The organism is Corynebacterium sp. MSK041 (assembly GCF_030232265.1).
Lineage (GTDB): Bacteria > Actinomycetota > Actinomycetes > Mycobacteriales > Mycobacteriaceae > Corynebacterium.
In genome coordinates, this window is sequence record NZ_JASPJK010000009.1 from 25,912 (window position 1) to 45,856 (window position 19,945).

Annotated in this window: 19 protein-coding genes; 8 read left to right on the top strand and 11 right to left on the bottom strand. The window is 62.3% G+C overall.

Annotated features, from left to right (window positions below; translation table 11 throughout):
- Positions 1-1,071: a ParB/RepB/Spo0J family partition protein gene (locus tag QP968_RS08005; RefSeq protein WP_284855884.1), complete on the top strand. Its 1,071-nt coding sequence runs from the start codon at positions 1-3 to the stop codon at positions 1,069-1,071.
- A gap of 131 nt (positions 1,072-1,202) precedes the next feature.
- Here QP968_RS08005 and QP968_RS08010 read toward each other — a convergent pair whose 3' ends face one another.
- The 7 genes from QP968_RS08010 to QP968_RS08040 all read right to left on the bottom strand — a co-directional run bounded on the left by QP968_RS08010 (position 1,203) and on the right by QP968_RS08040 (position 11,021).
- The gene (locus tag QP968_RS08010; protein WP_502870928.1) at positions 1,203-2,381 is read right to left on the bottom strand and encodes an N-acetylmuramoyl-L-alanine amidase; all 1,179 of its coding nucleotides are present in this window, start codon (positions 2,379-2,381) and stop codon (positions 1,203-1,205) included.
- A 79-nt stretch (positions 2,382-2,460) separates the two neighbouring features.
- Positions 2,461-2,784 (bottom strand): thioredoxin, encoded by a 324-nt coding sequence (gene trxA / locus QP968_RS08015; RefSeq protein WP_284855885.1) that lies wholly within the window; start codon positions 2,782-2,784, stop codon positions 2,461-2,463.
- A 66-nt stretch (positions 2,785-2,850) separates the two neighbouring features.
- Positions 2,851-3,786, bottom strand: a complete 936-nt coding sequence (trxB, locus tag QP968_RS08020) for a thioredoxin-disulfide reductase (RefSeq protein WP_284855886.1) — start codon at positions 3,784-3,786, stop codon at positions 2,851-2,853.
- 10 nt (positions 3,787-3,796) lie between these two features.
- The gene (locus tag QP968_RS08025; protein ID WP_284855887.1) at positions 3,797-4,420 is read right to left on the bottom strand and encodes an RNA polymerase sigma factor; all 624 of its coding nucleotides are present in this window, start codon (positions 4,418-4,420) and stop codon (positions 3,797-3,799) included.
- A 159-nt stretch (positions 4,421-4,579) separates the two neighbouring features.
- On the bottom strand, positions 4,580-7,660 hold the full coding sequence (murJ, locus tag QP968_RS08030; RefSeq protein ID WP_284855937.1) for a murein biosynthesis integral membrane protein MurJ: 3,081 nt from the start codon (positions 7,658-7,660) through the stop codon (positions 4,580-4,582).
- A 29-nt stretch (positions 7,661-7,689) separates the two neighbouring features.
- Positions 7,690-10,209: a DUF6049 family protein gene (locus tag QP968_RS08035; protein ID WP_284855888.1), complete on the bottom strand. Its 2,520-nt coding sequence runs from the start codon at positions 10,207-10,209 to the stop codon at positions 7,690-7,692.
- Positions 10,209-11,021 carry an NUDIX hydrolase gene (locus QP968_RS08040; RefSeq protein ID WP_284855889.1) on the bottom strand — a complete coding sequence of 271 codons (813 nt, stop codon included), beginning with the start codon at positions 11,019-11,021 and terminating at the stop codon, positions 10,209-10,211. Before QP968_RS08040 ends, QP968_RS08035 begins: the two co-directional genes overlap by 1 nt.
- A gap of 122 nt (positions 11,022-11,143) precedes the next feature.
- On the opposite strand from QP968_RS08040, the gene QP968_RS08045 reads away from it, so the two are divergent.
- The 7 genes from QP968_RS08045 to QP968_RS08075 all read left to right on the top strand — a co-directional run bounded on the left by QP968_RS08045 (position 11,144) and on the right by QP968_RS08075 (position 17,018).
- On the top strand, positions 11,144-12,631 hold the full coding sequence (locus tag QP968_RS08045) for a CCA tRNA nucleotidyltransferase (protein ID WP_502870929.1): 1,488 nt from the start codon (positions 11,144-11,146) through the stop codon (positions 12,629-12,631).
- A complete protein-coding gene (locus QP968_RS08050) occupies positions 12,624-13,232 on the top strand; it encodes a YqgE/AlgH family protein (RefSeq protein ID WP_284855890.1) in 609 nt (202 codons plus the stop codon). The genes QP968_RS08045 and QP968_RS08050 overlap by 8 nt, the downstream gene beginning before the upstream one ends.
- On the top strand, positions 13,222-13,950 hold the full coding sequence (locus QP968_RS08055) for an AzlC family ABC transporter permease (RefSeq protein ID WP_284855891.1): 729 nt from the start codon (positions 13,222-13,224) through the stop codon (positions 13,948-13,950). Before QP968_RS08050 ends, QP968_RS08055 begins: the two co-directional genes overlap by 11 nt.
- 38 nt (positions 13,951-13,988) lie before the next feature.
- The gene (locus tag QP968_RS08060; protein ID WP_284855939.1) at positions 13,989-14,306 is read left to right on the top strand and encodes a branched-chain amino acid transporter permease; all 318 of its coding nucleotides are present in this window, start codon (positions 13,989-13,991) and stop codon (positions 14,304-14,306) included.
- A 140-nt stretch (positions 14,307-14,446) separates the two neighbouring features.
- Complete coding sequence (locus QP968_RS08065; protein WP_284855892.1) at positions 14,447-14,812, top strand: hypothetical protein; 366 nt, start codon at positions 14,447-14,449, stop codon at positions 14,810-14,812.
- Between the two features lie 220 nt (positions 14,813-15,032).
- Entirely contained in the window at positions 15,033-15,365 is a 333-nt protein-coding gene (locus tag QP968_RS08070) for a hypothetical protein (protein ID WP_284855893.1), read from the top strand.
- Between the two features lie 162 nt (positions 15,366-15,527).
- A complete protein-coding gene (locus tag QP968_RS08075; RefSeq protein WP_284855894.1) occupies positions 15,528-17,018 on the top strand; it encodes an HNH endonuclease signature motif containing protein in 1,491 nt (496 codons plus the stop codon).
- 12 nt (positions 17,019-17,030) lie between these two features.
- Here the strand turns inward: QP968_RS08075 and QP968_RS08080 are convergent, their stop codons facing one another.
- The 4 genes from QP968_RS08080 to trpB form a co-directional block, all read right to left on the bottom strand.
- A complete protein-coding gene (locus QP968_RS08080; protein ID WP_284855895.1) occupies positions 17,031-17,366 on the bottom strand; it encodes a hypothetical protein in 336 nt (111 codons plus the stop codon).
- Positions 17,367-17,373: 7 nt separating this feature from the next.
- Positions 17,374-17,727 (bottom strand): Rieske (2Fe-2S) protein, encoded by a 354-nt coding sequence (locus QP968_RS08085; RefSeq protein WP_284855940.1) that lies wholly within the window; start codon positions 17,725-17,727, stop codon positions 17,374-17,376.
- Between the two features lie 65 nt (positions 17,728-17,792).
- Positions 17,793-18,635: a tryptophan synthase subunit alpha gene (trpA, locus tag QP968_RS08090; protein ID WP_284855896.1), complete on the bottom strand. Its 843-nt coding sequence runs from the start codon at positions 18,633-18,635 to the stop codon at positions 17,793-17,795.
- A complete protein-coding gene (trpB, locus tag QP968_RS08095) occupies positions 18,635-19,915 on the bottom strand; it encodes a tryptophan synthase subunit beta (protein WP_284855897.1) in 1,281 nt (426 codons plus the stop codon). Before trpB ends, trpA begins: the two co-directional genes overlap by 1 nt.
- Between the last annotated feature and the right edge of the window lie 30 nt (positions 19,916-19,945).

Here is a 19,945-nt window from a genome sequence, read left to right on the forward strand (position 1 = left end):
ATGGCGCAACAGCGTAAAGGCGGACTAGGCCGTGGCCTCGCCGCCCTCATCCCGTCCAACCCGGACCACCACCAGAAAACCGGCCCGCTGGGTGACAGCGCCGCCGACGTCATCATCGGTGGGGCCAAGGGCGCACGGGAGTCTTCTGGGTCTTCTCGTGATTCGGGTTCTTCGGCGCCGTCGATTCCTGGCGCACCAGTGATCGGTGGTTCTACTGGTGCTGGCTCTCGTGCTGGTACCGTGCCTGCCGCAATGGCGAGTGCGGATTCCTTTGGTGCCACCTACCAGGAGATTCCCATCGGGGACATCTTCCCCAATGCCAAGCAGCCGCGTACGGAATTTGATGAGGATGAGCTCGCTGAACTGGTTCACTCCGTCAAGGAATTTGGTCTGCTGCAGCCCATCGTTGTGCGCCCCGCCAAGGATGGCTATGAGCTCATCATGGGTGAGCGCCGTTGGCGTGCATCCTCCAAGGCAGGCCTGAAACACATCCCCGCCATCGTGCGTGACACCTCTGATGAGGACATGCTGCGCGACGCACTGTTGGAGAACATCCACCGCGTCCAGCTCAATCCCCTCGAAGAAGGCGCTGCCTACCAGCAGCTGCTTGAGGAGTTCGGTGTCACCCAAGAAGAACTCGCCGACCGCCTTGGCCGGTCCCGCCCCACGATTACGAACACGATTCGCCTGCTCAACTTGCCTGTCCCTGTGCAGCGCCGCGTCGCCGCTGGTGTGTTGAGCGCCGGGCACGCCCGCGCATTGCTGGCCGTCAAGGCAGGTGCGGAGGCCCAGGAGCAGCTGGCGGATCGCATCGTGGCCGAGGGCTTAAGTGTCCGCGCCACCGAGGAAGCCGTGACCCTGCTCAACCGCTCGGGCGCGCTGCCGGAGAAACCCAAGCGCCAGCCCACCCCGCAGCCAGAGTTCCTCACCCAAGCCGCTGACCGTCTTGCCGATGAATGGGACACCAAAGTCTCCGTCACCATGGGCAAGCGCAAAGGCAAGATCGTCGTGGAATTCGGGGACCGCGAGGACTTTGAGCGCATCCTGGCCTTGATTGAGGGCAGAGAATAAACGCGACTAAACGCGACTAACTTGGACCGTGAAGAACTGAGCGTCACCGCCAGCCCAAAAACACCAAAACCCCCTGACCAGGGGGTTTAGAAAATGGGTGTGCGGTGCGGACTCTTTCACCGGCCACGAGGTTAGTCCCGTTCCTCCTGCAGGAGCTCCTTGAAGGAGTAGGTGCCCGTCGGCTGGTTGTCCTGGTCTAGGAGGTACAGGCGCTTCACGGCGACAACGATGGCCTCGGCGATAGCATCGCGCTGGGTGGGGTCCGTGACAATGGACACGTCATGCGGGTTGGTTAGATAGCCCAGCACCACTTCAACGGACGGCATCTCCGTCATGCGGAGCAGCTCCCACGTGCGGCCGTGGGTGTAGCAGTTGCCCAGGTTGGTGCGCGCAACAATTTCACGCTGGATGAAACCGGAGAGGGTCTCCCCCGTCATGGAGGACGCACCCTGTTCCGAACCAAAGTAGAACGTGGCCACGCCGTTGGCCTTGTCATTGTGGTAGCGGTCCAGCTGCAAAGAGATGAGCAGATCCGCATCAAACCCATTGGCCATATCGGCACGCGCCTTCGGCGAGGGGTGATCACCGCGCGGGCGGGACATGATCGTCTCCATACCAGCGGCGATCATGCGGGCCTCCACGCGGGAAGCCAGATCCCACAGGATTTCCTCCTCGGAAATCTGCCCATGCCGGCCGGTGACATCCATGGTGTTGGACATGTCAATGTTCGGGTCAATCACCACGCGCTTACCCGTCAGGCGCGGGCCGGCTAGGCGGACCACCTCGCGCTCACGGATCGCCTGGGTAGAGCCACCTGTGATCCGGCGGCCAAGCAGGCTCAAGGCGTGGAGCGTTTCCGGCCCACACATCCCGTCATCCTGGATGCCGTAATTCAGCTGGTAATTGGACAGTGCCTCATGCGTATCCGGGCCAAAGTGACCATCAATACGGCCCGAGTAAAAGCCCAGCTCTTGGAGCTGCTTCTGCAGCTGGCTCACGTCATCGCCCACCATGATCTGGTTTGGCTGGTAGCTCAGCACACGCGCGCCAAGGGTGTAAGAAGCCTGACGCAGTTCACGCAACGTCAAATCATCAATCTCACCGGAAGGCAAGATTCCGCGGGACTGTTGGAAGGCTTTGAGGGTGTTGGCCAAGGCGTCGTCGAAAAGCATTTCTTCCGGCGAGAACTTACGGCGACTCCACTCCCCCACATCCCCCTCAAAACCGGTGAGCAGGCCGAGCCGCGCAAGCGTCGAGCGGACCTCAGCGACGCGCGGGCTTGAATCCCCGACCGCAAGACGTCCTATCACTGCTCACCTTTCTTCATGGACACGTACCGCAACAATCTTACTGACCATGCGGAAGAAACCGGCGATGGTCCGCCTCTATCTAGATATGTGCCTCAAGGCGAGCGATAATGCTCTCCTTCGGCTCCACGCCGACGAAGTTCTCCACCACTTCCCCATCTTTGAAAACGAGCAGGTTCGGGATGGACATCACCTGGTACGTCGCGGCGAGCATGCGCTCCTGGTCCACGTTGACCTTGACCACCTTCGCGCGGCCCGCCAGCTCCTCGGCCACCTCTTCGAGTGCAGGTGCCAGCCTGTGGCAGGGACCGCACCACTCAGCCCAGAAATCCACGAGCACCGGCACATCGGCGTCAATGACTTCCTGCTTGAACGTGGCCTGTGTAGCTTCGATAGAACCTGACATTGAGTGCTCCTTACTTCCTTAGTTAAGGGTGGTTGTGGTTGAGCTTGTGGTTAAAAGTCGCGGTTTTTAGAGCGACTCCAAGTAGTGCTCCGCATCAATGGCTGCCCGGCAACCAGATCCCGCTGCGGTAATTGCCTGGCGGTAGTAGTTGTCTACCAGATCACCAGCAGCGAAGACACCCGGGATGGAGGTCTTCGTGCTTGGGTGCTCCACGGTGACATAGCCCTCCGCATCCGTGGCTACCTGGCCGTCGAGGAAGCCGGAACGCGGATCGTGGCCGATAGCCACGAACATGGCGGTTGCGTCCAGCTCGGACTGCTCGCCCGTCACCGTGTTTTTCAGACGCAGGCCAGCAACCTTGCCGCCGTCTTCGAGGACTTCCTCCACCACGGTGTTGGTGAGGATCTCAATCTTCTCATTCGCCCGCGCACGGTCCAGCATGATCTGGGAGGCGCGGAACTCCTCACGGCGGTGAATAAGCGTGATCTTGGAACCGAAACGGCTGAGGAAGGTGGCTTCCTCCATCGCCGAATCGCCACCGCCAACAACGGCAATGTGCTGGTCCTTGAAGAAGAAGCCGTCACAGGTCGCACACGTGGACACACCACGACCGGTCATCTCCTGCTCGCCCGGGATACCCAGGTGGCGCGGTGCCGCACCGGTGGCCAGGATGACAGCGCGGGCAGTGAACATCTCATCGCCGACGTGCACCTTCTTAATATCGCCATCCAGCTCAACGCTGTCCACCATCTCCGCGCGCAGGTCCGCGCCGAAACGCTCCGCCTGCGCACGCATCTCCATCATGAGGTCCGGGCCCATAATGCCCTTCTCAAAACCGGGGTAGTTTTCCACCTCGGTGGTATTCATCAACTCACCACCAAATTCAAAACCTTCAAACACCAGCGGTTTCAGGTTTGCGCGCGCGGTGTACAGCGCCGCTGTGTAACCAGCGGGGCCGGAGCCAATGACGATGACATCGTGAGTTTCATTCGGTTCGGTCATGCGTGCCAGTCTAACGCGCCACCTCCTCCGTGAAGTAGTCCACGATCATCTCGCGCGCCCGATGGCGCCGGGACTTCACGGTTCCGGGTGCCACGCCGAGTTCGCGGGCGGCGGTGGTGACGGTGAGCCCTTGGACGTCGATAAGCATGAGTGCCCTGCGGTTCGCCGACGGCATCTTGGCCAGGATCTGCCGCAGTGTCATGATCCGATCGAAATTCTGCAACGGCGCGTACGCCGCGGCGGTGATCATGGCGGGCACCATCGTGTCCTCATCATCCAAACTCAGGTGGCGGCGCTTGTTGTCCGCGCGTTTCGCGTGGTCATACCCTGCGTTGCGCACCAGACGGTACAGCCACGTGGCCAGAGCGGCCTCCGAGCGGAAGGTGTGCATGTTCAGCGACGCCTTCAACAGCGCTTCCTGCACAATGTCCTGCGCATCATCGAGGTTGCGCGCATTCTTGCGGGCCACAGCAATCAGCCGCGGAGTATGCCTATCGACGATCGCCTCAAACGCCTTCACATCCCCCTTCAAATACTCCGCCGCCAACGCCTCATCCGACCATGCGCGCTGTAATTGCTGAGTTCGCTGTGTGCGCTGTGTTCTCCGCGCTTTTCTGCGCTCTAACTTGTTCATGGTTGTCCCCCCAGACAATCCCCATTCCCCGAATATGTGCCTTTATGTTCCTTGATGTGCCTTCATTGTGGCATGCGAATTGGGGCTGTGCCAGCAAAAAGTGTCCACTTAAGTGGACATTGGGGAAAATCAGGGGAACGGCAAAAAGTCGGGGACTTTTTAGTCAACCAACTCACGCATGCGGGTGCCCACGATGGTGATCTCCCGGATCACCGCTGGTTCCCCGGACCAGTTGGCGTTATCAGCAGGGGCACTAATAGCAATGACAATGCCTTCAAGCGCGGCAAGTTCCGGCTGCTGCGGGACCTTGATGGAAAAACGCTCGCCCGTCAATGTGCCGGTAGTGAGGACGGGCAAGTCGGTGTCTGCAGTATCTCGAGCCTCGCGCGGGAGGGCATAGATGGTGTAGTCGAGCCCACCGGTCTCACTGTTGAGGATGATGTTGCGCGCGGTGAACGTCGTGCTGCCGGCGCGCTCCTGTGGGGTGAGCACAATCCGGTCGCCGGGTGACACGGTTGCGGTGGTGGCGGTATCTCCATCCGTCAGCGCATCAAAGGCAGGATCGGCGGCGCGGGAAGAAATGATCACGGCGGGCGAGGGTGAATCGGTGGAGTCCTTCTCAGCCTGTTCCACCTGTTCCACCGAGTCCTTGGTCACCGGCGCATCGGGGTTCTTGCTGAACTGGCTGATGATGAAGACGGTCAGCGCAGCAATCGCGACAACAGCCACGATGGCCACCGACACCAGCGCGGTTGCGCCAATGGTGCCCACACCACGTGCACCAAAACCAGCGACGCGTGCCGGCTGCGGTTCAGTTTCCGGGGCGGGCTGGGGTGTCGGCTGGGGTGCTTCCAGGGTGTTATCCAGCGTGGCGTCTGGCTGCGTTGCTGCCATGAGGACCTCACGTGCGGAATCGCAGGCAGCTTCATCGGCCTCAGCGCTCGCGGTGGCCAGCACCGTGGGGAAGGCGAGGACAACAATGCCGTCCTGGGTCACGCGCATGCGGTTGCGGTTATCCAGACCCAGCGCCAGGCCACGCTCATGGGCGGCGTGGATGGACTCGGTCAGTGGCACCATTGCGGCATGGACGGCGTCTTCCACCAGCGGTGTGGTGGATTCGGCCACGGCCTGCAGGGAGGACCCGCTGATCCACTCCGCCACAACGAGGCAGCCGGTGCGGTAGGAAATGACATCCAGGATCGGGGCGACTGCGGGCAGGTGTAGTGCTGCGATCTCCCGGGTGCGGTGCGCCACCCCAGCAGCATCAAGCGCAGCCTGGCGCGGTGGCACGGGAGCCAGTGGCGCGGCACCACACGTATCCACGAAGGTCAGCGCCACCGTCCGGCCGGTACGCAACTCCGTGGCTTGCCAGAAGCGCGCACTCCCGGCGGAACCGTGGTCGCGTAGGAGACGGAAACGCCCGTCGGAGACTGCCGCGCCGGGCACCAGCCGTGGTCCGCGCACAACACCAGCGGACATGGGGGGTGGGACGGGGGAGGTGTTGAAGGTGTCGTCGACAAGAAATTGAACCGGAACATCCTCGGCCGCAACGCTGGCGGCGGGCGTGGTCCGAATGATCTTGTTCAGGCCTGGGATCTTGGCCAGCGCGGCGCCGAGGCTGCGCACTTCGGTGAGGTCAGAGAAGGATAGGACGATGCCGGTGACAATGACGAAGATGATGCCCAGCACCGCGACTTCCACCAGGAGGCCCACCGAACCCGGAATCAGCGGGGGCAGGATGTCGAGGAAGAAGCGGGTCATTACCGCTGCGGCGATGCCAACCAGGCCAGCTGCTGCCGCCCACACTGCGGTGTGCAATACGTCCTTGAAGCCCAGGTTGCCCAACTTGCGGTGCAGCAAAAACGCACCAACGATCGCGCCGGCCACGAAACCGAAACCGTTGGCCGCGCCGAGCAGCACCACCACTTGGTCGGGGCTTGCCGCCACGGATGGGGCGAGCATGGCCAGCACCACCTTGGTCACCGTGATGCCGGCGATGATGAACGTGGGTGTCCAGGCTTCTTCCCGCGCGTAAAACACGCGCAGGTGCAGCATCACCAGAGCGTACGGGATAAGCGTGAACGCGGAGAAACTCAGCGTCATACCCAGTGTGCGCGCATCCGTTTCGGTGAACTGGCCGTAGTGGAACAGGGCGACACCGATGTCGGGGCCCAGCGCCGTCATGAAGATGATGATGGGAATGAGCGCGATGAACGTGAGCTTCGTGCCCAAGGTCAGATCGCGCACCACCGCGGCATCATCACCATCCGCCGCATTGCGGGACAGGCGAGGCATGATCGCGGTGAGAAGAGTCACGCCGATGATGCCGTACGGCACCTGTAACAGCAGCCAGTGCTGCATGTAAATCGCCGGGGCGGAACTGTAGGCCTCTGACGCGATGCGGTTGTTAATGATGTAGCCGAGCTGCGAAATAGCCACGTACGTGACAATGGCCACGGCCATGCCACCGAACTGCTTCAGCCGGTCATCCAACCCCCATAGTGGCCGCAGATCAATGTTGAGGCGCCGCAGCGCCGGCACCATGATCAGGCACTGCACCACCACACCAAGCGTGGTGCCCAAACCCAGCAACAGCACGTGCGGGTCCATCACACCGGTGAGGTCATCCTTTTCAATACTGCCCGGCAGCAGCATGTACAAGGCCAGCACCGCGATGGACACCAAGTTGTTCACCACCGGCGCCCACGCGCCGGGCCGGAACACTTCCTTCGTGTTCAGCACCGCCATGAATAGGGAGAACAGCCCGTAGAACATGATCTGCGGCAAGAGTAGATAGGCGAAGGAGGTGGATTGCACCACATTGACTTCACCGTCCGCGTCCAACATCACGCGCGTGAGTAGCGGTGCCGCTATCACCGTGATCACCGTGACTACGGTGACCAACGTCAATGTCAGTGTGAACAGCCGCCGGATAAACGCAGCACCCTGGTCCGCGTCTTCCTTCTCCGCGCGCACGAGCACCGGCACCACCAAGGCGGTGAGAACCGAGCCGAGCACGATCTCCGTGATCATGTTCGGCAGAGTGTTCGCGGTATTGAAAGCGGAGGCCACCGCACCGCCAAGCGCGGAGGTGATCATCACCGTGCGGATGAACCCGGTGATGCGCGACATCAACGTCGCCACAGCCATCGAGCCGGTTGAGCGCACGACAGAACTGTCGCTCGCGGGCTTCCGTTCAAGCTGCGTCACAGGTTCTCCAAAGGGGTCAAAGATAGATATGGCAGAGCTGCCATAGGACTATGGGTATGTTAGCCCTCCTGCGCCACACGTTTCACGCCGCGAGACTCACGCTGATCACCCCGCCGCTTCCCACGCTGGAACATCAACGCGAAAACAAACAGGGCGCTGGCACCCGCAATGATGATCCAATTCTGCACCGCACCACCTGCGGTTTGAACAGCAATGTCTACCGGCTGGGAGATCGGCTGGCCCTCCGGTGTGGCCAGGTAGAGCTGTAGTTTCGTCTGCTCGTCGCTTTCTTCCAAGTCCGCCGTCATCTGCAGGGTCAGCGAGCCGCGCGCGGGGATGCGGAACTCAGAAGGTGTGTTCAGGTGCGCGCCTTCGGGGCCCTTGTACAGGATCGATGCATCCACCGGCAGGGGCAGCCCGTTCTGCGCCACGATGAGCAGCGGGGAGGACTCCGAAGCACGGGTGTACACATTGCCCGGTGGGATTAAGGTGATGGCGGCGCGCAGGCCAGCCAGCGCATCGCGGTTGCCGTTGAGCCGCTGCCGGGTGCGTTCCTGCGCCTCCATGTAGCCGGTGTAGGACCGTCGGCCTGTCACTGTCAGGGCGGTGAGCAGATCCTGGCGCAGGGGCAAGGTGTAGCCGTAGCGGGTCAGTGCGATGGCGGGTTCGCTGCCGAGGAGGGACGTGAGATCGTCGATAAACGCCCCCTGCTGCGACGCATTGAGCACTTCCGTGTCGGAGTAGACCGTCGGATCAGCCTCCCACAGGCTTGGCTCGCCGGGGATGAGCTGTGCCGGGTCATCCGGCATGCGGGTGTAGTCCGCCAGGCTCATGGGCACGCTCGTGTGCTCGCGGAAGAGCTCGCTGACCGTTTCCATCACTGCCCGCGCGGTCTTCGGTTCCCACGCGGCTGGCGGTGCTACGAGGACAGGCTCCGGCGCTTTGGTGCTCTCCCCCACCACCACGTGCGAGGTCGCTGCGGTGCGCACCGCCGTGGCCGCGGTGTTATCCCGCGCCACCTGCGAGTCCCGCGTGTAATCAAAGCGCAAGTGATCATCGGAAAAACCTGTGGTCTCCGGGTTCGGCCCGGTGGCTGCCAGGATCGACGCGAGCTCATAATCAAAGCCCACACCCACCACGCCGGGGCGTAGGTCCGTGAAACGACTGGGCGTAACGCTTATCGACGTCGTATTGTCCGCCACCAACACCCTCACCGGTTGCGCGGGCTGCGGTGCAGCAATCCCCGCGGCATTGGGCATTGCCGGATCATCCAGTGTGGTCTGCTGCTCACCTTCCACGCGCCCATCCGGCTCACGGTCTGCGGTTTCCGTGGTGGTGCTCGTCTGCTCCTCCCACGCCCCCTGCATTCCTACTTCCGTCACGCGGGACCGGCTGTGATCAGCCCAACCCATGCCCGGCAGAGTCGTGTCGGTGAGGTAGCCCGACCCCGGCAGAACCACGTTGCGCATGACCGGGGTGCCCAGGACGCGCTCCGCGGTGAACGGCCCTCGTTCCAGTGCCTCACGCATGAGCCAGCGGTTACCCGTGCGTGCGACGGCCTCCAAGTCCGTGTTGGCCCAGGGCATAGCAAGCACGCACTTGTTTTTTGCCACTGCCCGGATCTTGTCCAGCCACGCCGCGGCATCATCAGCCCCGGTCCCCTCGGTGGAATCCTTGCCGGTGTCCGAGTTGCCCCAGGAATCACGCAGGCGCCGGCGTTTCTCGGCCGGGGCTGGCCTGTCATCATTCACGGTGTAGCCGCCCGCCATCCGGTCCACGGTGTCCAACAGCGCTGGGTCCACCGCCAGGCAGGTTTCATCCCCGGCACCCAACTCGCCATAAATATCCACCAGCTGATCCAGCCGGCCACCCGGCGCGATCTGCCCCGCTAGCTGCTCTGAGGACAGAATCAGTGGTGGCCGGTTGGGTGCCTCGCCCGTCTCCCCTGGGACGATGTCCACCGGCGCGGTAATGGGGTACAGCACGGACATGCCGGCGGGTGTGCGCTCAATTTCTGTGTTCGCCGCAGTTTCTGGCGCCGAACCCCGCACCGTCATGTGCCAGCGCTCCGTGTCTACGACGGCACCGGCATTCTCCAGCACCATCATCACTGGCTGCGTCACCGTGACAGGGTGGTCTTCCGCATCAAAGGTCACCTCAACGTCCACGTGCCCATCCGGCGGCACCGTGGGTACTGTCACTTGCGCACCAGCCACCGTGTACTCCCCCACCTGCGCCACGGTTGCTGCCCGCGCATCCGTCAAGGATCCGGACACCGGTCCCCGGCGCGGGGTCAGCATCAGACCATCAGCGGGTTCTGCACCATCGTTGTGCACCCGTACTGTCGCACGAATGGTGTCGTTGCTGGGGGTGGTGGCGGGGGCGTCGATAAGCGAAATGCTTAACCCCTGGGTGCCTTCACCTAGTCTGATCTGCGAATTCACCCACTGGTCCGCCACCGTGGGATTATCCGGTGCGAGCGGCACCGGAATCGACTGCGCCGCGGCGAACGGCATCCCAGCAGCACACGCCACAGCAGCAACCGCCGCACTGCGCTTGCCCTGCTTGCCCCGCGACATCACCGCGGAGTCACCCGCCCCGCATCACGCTCCGCGCGCGCCAAATCCGGCATCCGATCAATCGCAATACGCGCCAACTTCCGCTCATCCGCATACGCCAAATGCTCAATCAGCTCACTGATGGGCACCCACGCGACTTCGGTGACCTCCGGGTCGTCGTTATTCAGCACCCCATCGACATAGCGCAACAAATTGTGGTGCACCGTCTTATGTATCCGCACGCCATCAGAGACAAACCAGTAGTCAATGACACCGAGCTCCTCAAACGGCTCCCCGTAAATCCCGGTTTCTTCCCACACCTCACGGCGCGAGGTATCCCACTGATCCTCCCCCGGCTCCACATGCCCCTTCGGCATGGACCACAGCAGTCGCCCACGCCGATCAATACGGCCAATCAGCGCCACATAAATCCGCGCCAGATTCACCGACCCGTCCTTACGCACCGCCTCCGCCATGCCGGATACAACGAGCCCACCCGCGCTCGTCTCATCCCGCGTCTCCATCGTGTGCGACGGCGTGTACGTGCGCTTCGCACCGCTTGTCGACGAATTCGGCCGCCTATAGTAATTCTTCCCGCCACGCTTGTTGTTGCGCTGGTTACCCCGCTGATTCCCGCGCTTGCTGTGCTTGCTGTGCTGGCCACCCCGTTGGTTGCCCCGCTTGCGGTGCTTGTTAGGGTTCTGCTTCTCTGAACTCTTTTCCCCTGAGCCCTGCTTGTCTGGGCTCTGTTTATTTTGTGCATGGCCAGATCCGCGGCGGCGCCGGCGACGCCTCCGCTGTCCTTGGCCCTGCGGCGGGGTGTTCTCAGTCATTGTGTCCGATCGTATCCGGCGGGCTCATATATAGGGAACTTGAGGCCTGTAAGGTAAGGCGGGTGAATACTCCGACCAATACTTCGGCGAATACTCCGACTAATCCGGTTGATCCCGCCGGACTGTTTAATCTGCCGGAGAAGGGGGACTCGACTGCGTTTATTGGGTTGTTGGCGCGGGCGGAGGGGGCCGTCGGAAAGCTTGATGGCCTGCTGGCCCCGCTGGCGCGTGCTTTTCATGCGCGCGGTGAGTCGTTGTACCTGGTGGGCGGGCCTGTGCGTGATGCGATGTTGGGGCGACTGGGCAATGACCTGGACTTCACCACTTCCGCGCGGCCAGAGGTCATCCACGAAATTCTCGACGAGTGGGGCGAGGCCGTCTGGGACACCGGCATTGAGTTTGGCACGGTGTCCGCGACGAAGGATGGCCAGCAGGTGGAAATCACCACATTCCGCGCTGACCTGTATGACGGCGTGACGCGCAACCCGGAAGTCACCTTCGGCGACACCGTCGAAGGCGACCTCGTGCGCCGTGATTTCCGCGTGAATGCGATGGCGATTGAGCTGGCGTCTGAGTCTTCTGGTTCTTCGAGCTCTGGGCTCGAATTAGACTTCCACGACCCCTGCGACGGCCTGAAAGACCTGCTCAACCATGTTCTGGACACCCCGCAGGAGCCGGAGGTGAGCTTCCGCGACGACCCGCTGCGGATGCTGCGCGCGGCACGGTTTGTGTCGCAGCTTGGCTTCACGGTGAGCCCGCGCGTGAAGCAGGCGATGACGGATATGGCGGATGAGATTAACCGCATCACTGTTGAGCGCGTGCAGGCTGAGCTGGACAAACTCATGCTGGGCATCCAGCCGTGGGCGGGCATTGACCTGCTCGTGGAAACCGGCCTGGCGGACCACGTTCTGCCGGAGATTCCCGCGCTGAAACTGGAGCGCGATGAGCACATGCAGCACAAGGACGTCTACGCCCATTCACTGACCGTGCTGCGCCAGGCGACGGAGCTCGAGGACCCGGAAGAGGGCCCTGACCTGGTGCTGCGGTGGGCGGCGCTGCTCCACGACATTGGTAAGCCGGACACGCGTGAACTCCATGACGGTGGTCGTGTGTCTTTCCACCACCACGAGGTCGTGGGCGCGAAGCTGGCCCGCAAGCGTATGCGCAAGTTGAAGTACCCCAAGCACGTCATCGCTGATGTCAGCCAGCTGGTGTACCTGCACATGCGCTTCTACGGTTTCGGCGAAGGCCAGTGGACCGATTCCGCTGTCCGCCGCTATGTCACCGATGCCGGTGAACTGCTCCCGCGCCTGAACAAACTCGTGCGCGCCGACTGCACCACGCGCAACCCCAAGAAGGCCGCTCGCCTGCGCCGCACCTATGACCACCTGGAAGAACGCATCGCGGACCTCTCCGCCAAGGAGGACCTCGCCCGTGTCCGCCCGGACTTGGACGGCAACGAGATCATGCAGATCCTTGGCCTTAAGCCCGGCCCCGAGGTGGGTAAGGCCTGGAAGTACATGAAGGAACTCCGTTTGGAGCGCGGCGAGCTGGACCACGACGAGGCCGTCGCTGAGCTCAAGGCCTGGTGGGAGGCCAACCATGGCTGAGTTCTTCTACGCTGACCGCCTCTTCACCGCGCTTGAGCGCGAGGAGCCTGCCCCGGGCATGCTCATGCTCGCCGCGCCGGGCATGCTTAGCGACGAATTCGCGCGCACCGTCGTCCTCATCATCGAACACAACCTGGAGCACACCCTCGGCGTTGTGCTCAACCGCCGCAGTGAGATCGCCGTGGCCAATGTTCTCACCGAATGGCTCGACTACGTTGCCAAACCTCAGGCGCTCTACCTTGGCGGGCCGCTTGGCCCCCAGGCCGCTATCGGTGTTGGCGTGACCACCGCCGGCACTGTGCTCGAGGAGCATCCGGAGTTCACCCGTCTGGCCAACCGCCTCGTCCACGTGGACCTACGCACCGATCCCACCACCCTCGACGGCCTGCTCGAAGGCGTGCGCATCTTCGCCGGTTACGCCGAATGGGAGCCCGGCCAGCTCGACGAGGAGATTGAGCGCGGCGACTGGTACGTCGCCCCCGCCCTGCCCTCCGACGTCATCGCCCCGGCCGGCACCGACCTGTACAGCGACATCATGCGCCGCCAGCCCATGCCCCTGCCACTGTTCTCGACGTTCCCGGCGGATATTGATGACAACTAGATCCGAAATCCGCGGCGGCATCCGCGACACCTGGCTCGTCGGCCTTGGCCTCATCCCACTCGGCCTCGCCTTCGGCTTGGTCATGGTCCAAGCTGGCTTCGCGTGGTGGTGGACACCGATCTTCTCCATCATCATCTACGCCGGCTCGATGGAATTCCTCGCCGTCCAACTCGTCTCCACCGGCGTCGGCCCACTGTCTGCCGCCATCACCGGCTTCATGGTCAACTTTCGCCACATTTTCTACGGCCTCACGTTCCCCCGCCACCTCATTTCTTCACCGCTCGGCCGCGCGTACAGCACTTATGCGCTTACCGACGAGTCCTACGCCATCTCTTCCTCCCGCCCCCCAACCGCCCCCAACTCTGGTGCCCGTGTCCTGACCATTCAGATCCTGTGCCAGTTGATGTGGGTGCTGCCGGGCATCGTGGGGGCGTTGTTGGGGGCGACGATTCCGTCCTCAGTCATTGGCGTCGATTACGCACTGACCGCACTCTTCATTGTTCTGGCCTACGAGGCTTTCCGCGCGAACCCGGATTTCTCCCTGCCGCTGACCGCCACCGCGATCGCCGCGCTTCTTGCCGTGCTCGCTCCCAGCTGGCTCCTCATGGCCGGGTTGAGCGCCTACTTCCTCGTGCTCATCCTTCGTTATGCCCGGCCTGGCGTCGACCGGTCTCTTGAGCTCCGCGTCGGCCGTGCTTCTTCGGGTGGTGAAAAGTAGTGGGGGTTTTTGGTCTGCCTGAGGGCGTCACCTTATCTATGGTCGCCGCGGTACTCATCCCCGTGGCCATCGTCACCGTTTTACTGCGCGCCCTCCCCTTCTCTTTCCTCCGCCTCCTCAAAGGCAGCCCGTTCATTGACTTCCTCGGAGCCACCATGCCCGTCGGCGTGATGACGGTCCTGGTCGTCTACACCTTCTCCACCATCGCCCACGACCCTTCCGTCCCCCACGGCCTGCCCGCTGCCCTCATCGCCGGTGCCCTCACGCTTGCTCTCCACGCCTGGAAGCGCCGAGCCGGCCTTTCCATCCTCGCCGGCACCGCCGCCTACATGGTGTTGGTCAACCTGGTGTTTTAGTCGGTAGTTTAATCCCCGGGTGGTTCTGTTACCAAACTGAATTCTTGGCAAACTTTTGGTGAACAAGCTGTTCAGCGCTCTTTGCCGGCGTTAATCTGCAGTTGCTGTCTCACGTACTGCTTTCCACTCAAGGAGCTCCCATGAAGCGTCGTTTCATTGCTGCCGGCCTCGCTGCAGCTACCGCCCTGTCCTTTTCCGTTGCTCCGGCGCAGGCCCAGAACAACATGACGTCGTCGTACAACGACTTCTTCGGCCAAAACGGCGCCTCGTCTAAGCGGATGGGTCAAGCTTGGAATAGGGGCGATTTCGCCGAGGTAGGCCGCATCCAAAAGGAGATCTATGAGGCACGCGACAATATGGACGGTTCCATTAAGAATGACAGAGCGAAGGGCTACAAGTACGGCACTACCTTTGACATTCTGCTTGGCACCGGTGTTGTCGCTGCGCTTCTTGCCATCCTCGGTGGCGTTGCGTTCCAGCAGGGCCTGATCAAGCTCCCGTTCTAAAAACTCTGGGACTTTTTGAACTAACCCCAACCACTTCTCCATGCTCGAAAAGAGTGCGGAGGGGGCGGCTGGGGTTTTGGTTTGTTGGGGGGCGTCGATAAGCAAATAGCTCCTTTAGCTGCGGTGAACATTCTATGAATGCGCTGCTTGATTGGTGGATCGGCCCTAAGCTGTGCGTGCTTGAAACTAGCTTAAGGAGTACCGATGAAGTCCCGTTTTATTGCTGTCGCGTTGGCTGTATGTGTGCTCGGCGGGGAATAGCTCGCAGTACCGGTCTTTTGCCACGGATGAGCAGCTGAAAACCAAGTGGGATGAGGCCGTGCCCATGGGGTTCTTCTCCCCCACGATTGAGAAGATCTACGACCTTGAGATTGGGGACGTCACCTCGCAGGAGTACCAGGCGGCGAATGAGGGCAAGTTTGAGGCGAAGCCGACGGCGAATGAGGTGCTGCGGCATTCGCTAGTGGTGCTTTTGAGCAGTTGCCGCAGTTGCAGGGGTTGTTCTAAGGCTGGCTGTAGGTGGTCTTGGGTCGGGCTTAGGGGATGCTTGTAGACAGAATTTCACGTGCGCTGACCTCGGGGTTGTGGATAAGTGTTCGAAAAGAGGGGTATTTAAAGCCTTTTGGCAAGGGACGTGTCGCACCCATGTGAAAGTATGTGCGTATGTGCTCAAGGTGAGTGCATGGCAACGACTTCGCTTGGGAAAGGGGGCGACATGAGTGCACCGGTAAAAACGCCAAGTTTTGCGACGGAGAACCCGTCCGATCCGGTCGCGCAAGCGCATTGGGCACTACGCAAAGCCGAGTATGAGCTGTTCAAGGAGTACGCCGAGGGGGATGTTGAGCTGGTGGATAGCCGCGATTTCGACCAGGAGTACGCGCGGTTATCCAAGTCCACTGGCATGCCAAAGTGGCAGGTAGATAGCGCCGTCATGGCCTACATGGCGCTGCGAGAGCTACCGCGCTTGCGGGAACTGCAACGCGAGTATCAGCGCTTGGACCTGCCTCGATTGAAGGCTTTGAGCGACGCGATGGACAGCTTCGGGGAGAATGCCTCGCCGGAGGTCTACGCCGCGGTAGATGAGGTGATGGTGGAGATCTTCACCCCGAACCGACACAACGCCGCGCTGCCTACGGTGAGCACCATCAAAAGGAGAATCAACAAGCTCATCGCGGACTTCGACAACGCGGCGGCGTTCTGCCCCGAGAACCGCAAGGAGCGCGAGGAGCGCCCCAAAGAAATCCCGCCGGGCTCATGTGAAGTCACCTTCCACAACGGCCGCGTGGGCGCTCATGCCAGCGGGATGACCGTGATGGGCGACATTGCCACGATGGCAATGACGAGAGCGATTATCGACGTAACAGCGCGCGCCCACGGCCTCACCCTCGAAGAGACGGTGCTCAAGCTCCTCACAGGGGAGATCACCCCGACGGGCAACGCCACCGTGAGCGTGTACGCGCCCAAAGGACCTGACGGTTCGGTGGATCTGACCAAGTCCGTGTTCTTCCCCGGCTTCGGCTGGACCAACGCGGTGGGCACGGAGAAGTTCCACTCGCTGGCTGGGCTGAACGGGTTTGAGACCAAAAACCCCGCCACTTTTGTGGACCTCGAGTCCACCGCAACGCACACCGTCAACGGCCACGATGCGCCGGAGAAGGTCAAAGAATTCGTGCGCATGCGCGACGGCCACTGCATCTTCCCCGGCTGCACGGTCCCCGCCCGCCGCTGCCAGCTCGACCACCGCATCCCCTTCGAAGAAGGCGGCCCCACCACCGCCTCAAACCTCTACTGCCTGTGCCAAAAACACCACAACGTAAAAACCGATAAAAGGGCCTTCTACCTGCCCGATCCCTTCACTGGCGACATCGTGTGGCTCTTCGCGGACGGCACCTACGCCATCACTAAACCCGCGGGCTTCGTCGGCGACCAGGTCACACCAACAGCACCGCGCTGGGTCTCTACGCTCAGCCAAGTCCGCCGCCACAAGCAAAAAGTCGCCCACTTTTACGCAAAAGCACACAAGCTTATCGACGGCTACGAGGCCGGCACCCCCTACCCCACCACCATCGAAGCGCTGGAGAAACTCGAACAAGAATACGGCCTCAAGTTCCCCTTCGCCCCTGAACCGCCAGTTCAGGAGCCTGATCCGGACTACGAGCCACCGCCGGAGGACGACGAGGTTGAGGAGGAGGAGGTGGGTGCCTAGGTGCCTAAAGCTCTAAAGCTCCGGGAACTTCGCGCGGGCTTCGGCCCAGAGTCCCTCAAAATGGTCGGCGGTGACGCGCTCAGCCTCGATGCCTTCGAACTGGTCGTAGGTGTCCGGGTGTGGGACGGTGTCGAGGGGGCGGTTGGCGTTGCCGATGACGTGGCCGTCGATAAACGCCCCCGTAATGGCGTGGTCTGGGGTGAGTTCAATCATGCGCACCATGCGGCATTCGTGTGGGCTGATCTCGACGAGTTCGGCGATGTTGACTACGGAACCGGCGCCGGGGATCGTCAGCGTGGTGCGGACAAAAAGTCCCGGGGTTTTTGGTTCGGACTGTGCGTCACTCACTGCGCCGCTACTCCTGCTCGCCGGCGATGACCGTGCCGCCATCCTGAGTGACGGGGGCGGGAACCATGCCGGACTGGGAGGGGCCATCCACAACCGCGCCGGTGGCGATGTCGAAGACGGATCCATGGGACGGGCAACGCACCGTGTTGCCGTTGACCTGTGTGATCGGGCTGCCTTGGTGTGGGCAGGTGGTGGAGTACGCCACAAAATTGCCCTCAGTTGGCTGGGCGATGATGAACTTGTCCACGATAACGGCGCTGCCTACTGGAACCTGGGTTGCGGCGACCTCGGCGGGAGCGGGCTTGCCGCAGGCGGCGAGGAAGGCGCCGGCAAAGGTAGTGGCGGTGCCGAGGATGAACATGCGACGGGAGCAGACGGGGCCGGAAGGGTTCTGGGCTGCTGGGTTTGCTGCTGGGTTCTGGGCTGTCATGGTTTCAGGGTAGCGCGCTTCATCGCGGTGACGTAGGAAACGAGTTCGGATTTCAGGGCGTCCATGTCGCGGATGGTGCCCGGGTTGGGGTGGGTGTAGTCCACGTGAGTGTCGATGATCTTCGCGATGGCGGAGCCAGTGATGGCTCCCGACGCCCCGGCGGCGATGGCGTCGGCCACGTGCTGCGGGGTGGAGATGCCGAAGCCGAGGAGGACGGGGGCGCCGCCGTAGGAGGTGATGTTGGCGACGACGTCCGAAAGCCCTGTCGTCTGCGACTCGTGCTCGGTGCCTGTCACGCCGTCGCGGGAGATGGCGTAGATGTAGCCGCGAGAATGAGTGGCAACACCTTCGAGGACCTCAGGACGAGCCTGAGCAGGGGCGATGAAGACAGGATCAATGCCAACGGCGGTGGCGGCCTCAACGAAGGGGGCGCCCTCGCGTACTGGGGCGTCGGGGACGAGGACTGCGTCGGCACCGGCTTCGTGGAGTTCCGCGTAGAACTTCTCCAGGCCACGGACATACGGCACGTTGGCGTAGACCAGCATGCCGATCGGGGTGTCCGGGTGGCGGCGGCGGATCTCACGGATCTGCTCCAGGCAGGAATCTACGGTGGCGCCGCCGTCGAGGGCGCGGAGGTGGGCCTTCTGGATGGTGGGGCCGTCAGCGACGGGATCGGAGAAGGGGATGCCGAGTTCGAGGGCGTCGGCCCCGGCGCTAATAAGCGTAGAGATGATCTCCACCGCATCGTCGGCTGATGGGTCGCCGAGCATGACGAATGGGACAAAAGCCCCCTCATTTTTTGCTTCGAGGGCTTCAAACAGCGCGGTGAAACGGGACATTAGTTGGTTCCCTTCTCTTCATCAGTGTCGTCAGTGTCGTCAGTGACCAGGTATTCCGGGTGCTCTTCCAGGGTCTTGCGGACGTGGGCGATGTCCTTGTCGCCGCGGCCGGACAGGGACACGAGGATGGTGGCCGGGGTCTGGGACTCACGGGCCTCCTCCGCGCGCTGCAGGGCGTAGGCCAGAGCGTGGGAGGATTCGAGGGCGGGGATGATGCCCTCGTGGCGCGACAGGTTTTGGAAAGCGCGCAGGGCTTCTTCGTCGGTGACGGGCACATACTTCGCGCGGCCTGTCTTAGCCAGGTGGGCATGTTGGGGGCCGACCGCCGGGTAGTCCAGGCCGGCGGAAATGGAATAAGACTCTTCCACCTGGCCGTCTGGATCACGCATGAGGTAGGACTTCGTGCCGTGCAGAATACCCATCGTGCCAGCGTAAATAGCGGCGCCGTGCTGGCCGGAGTTCACGCCGTGGCCGCCGGGCTCAGCGCCGACGAGCTCGACGGATTCGTCGTCGATGAAGTCCGCGAACATGCCAATGGCGTTGGAGCCACCGCCGATGCAGGCGACGACGATGTCCGGCAGCGCCCCTGTCTGTTCCAGCATCTGGGCCTTCGCCTCGACGGAGATGACCTTGTGGAACTCGCGCACGATCGTGGGGAACGGGTGCGGGCCAGCAGCGGTGCCAAGGAGGTAGTGGGAATTGTGGAAGGTGGCGGTCCAATCGCGCAGCGCTTCATTGACTGCATCCTTGAGGGTGCCGGAACCGGAATCCACGCCGACGACCTCAGCGCCCATGAGGCGCATGCGGTACACGTTCGGGGCTTGGCGCTCCATATCCTTGGCGCCCATGTAGATCACGCAGTCAAGGTCCATGAGGGCACAAGCCAGGGCGGTGGCGGTGCCGTGCTGGCCGGCGCCGGTCTCCGCAATGATGCGGGTCTTGCCCATCTTCTTGGCCAGAAGTGCCTGGCCAATCACCTGGTTGGTTTTGTGGGCACCACCATGCACGAGGTCCTCGCGCTTGAGGAAGATCCGGGCGTAATCATTGTCGCGCGTGAGGTTCTTCGCCTCCCACAGCGGGGTCGGGCGGCCGAGGTAATCACGGAGGAGACGGCGGTATTCGGACATGAACTCTTCGTCGTTCCAAGCGTCGACAAAAGCCTGTTCAAGCTGGTCAAGCGCGGGAAGTAGTGACTCCGCGACGAACTGCCCGCCGAACTCTCCGAAGTATGCGGGAAGGATGGTCCGGCCGCCGTCGCGTGAATGGGTGGAGTCAGTCATGTGGATTCCTCCGTGAAAATGATGAGTTCA

Coding starts and splice junctions, on each gene's coding strand:
- QP968_RS08005 (WP_284855884.1), top strand. CDS start 1: ATGGCGCAACAGCGTAAAGGCGGACTAGGCCGTGGCCTCGCCGCCCTC.
- trxA (WP_284855885.1), bottom strand. CDS start 2,784: ATGTCAGGTTCTATCGAAGCTACACAGGCCACGTTCAAGCAGGAAGTC.
- trxB (WP_284855886.1), bottom strand. CDS start 3,786: ATGACCGAACCGAATGAAACTCACGATGTCATCGTCATTGGCTCCGGC.
- QP968_RS08025 (WP_284855887.1), bottom strand. CDS start 4,420: ATGAACAAGTTAGAGCGCAGAAAAGCGCGGAGAACACAGCGCACACAG.
- QP968_RS08035 (WP_284855888.1), bottom strand. CDS start 10,209: ATGTCGCGGGGCAAGCAGGGCAAGCGCAGTGCGGCGGTTGCTGCTGTG.
- QP968_RS08040 (WP_284855889.1), bottom strand. CDS start 11,021: ATGACTGAGAACACCCCGCCGCAGGGCCAAGGACAGCGGAGGCGTCGC.
- QP968_RS08050 (WP_284855890.1), top strand. CDS start 12,624: ATGGCTGAGTTCTTCTACGCTGACCGCCTCTTCACCGCGCTTGAGCGC.
- QP968_RS08055 (WP_284855891.1), top strand. CDS start 13,222: ATGACAACTAGATCCGAAATCCGCGGCGGCATCCGCGACACCTGGCTC.
- QP968_RS08060 (WP_284855939.1), top strand. CDS start 13,989: ATGGTCGCCGCGGTACTCATCCCCGTGGCCATCGTCACCGTTTTACTG.
- QP968_RS08065 (WP_284855892.1), top strand. CDS start 14,447: ATGAAGCGTCGTTTCATTGCTGCCGGCCTCGCTGCAGCTACCGCCCTG.
- QP968_RS08075 (WP_284855894.1), top strand. CDS start 15,528: ATGAGTGCACCGGTAAAAACGCCAAGTTTTGCGACGGAGAACCCGTCC.
- QP968_RS08085 (WP_284855940.1), bottom strand. CDS start 17,727: ATGTTCATCCTCGGCACCGCCACTACCTTTGCCGGCGCCTTCCTCGCC.
- trpA (WP_284855896.1), bottom strand. CDS start 18,635: ATGTCCCGTTTCACCGCGCTGTTTGAAGCCCTCGAAGCAAAAAATGAG.
- trpB (WP_284855897.1), bottom strand. CDS start 19,915: ATGACTGACTCCACCCATTCACGCGACGGCGGCCGGACCATCCTTCCC.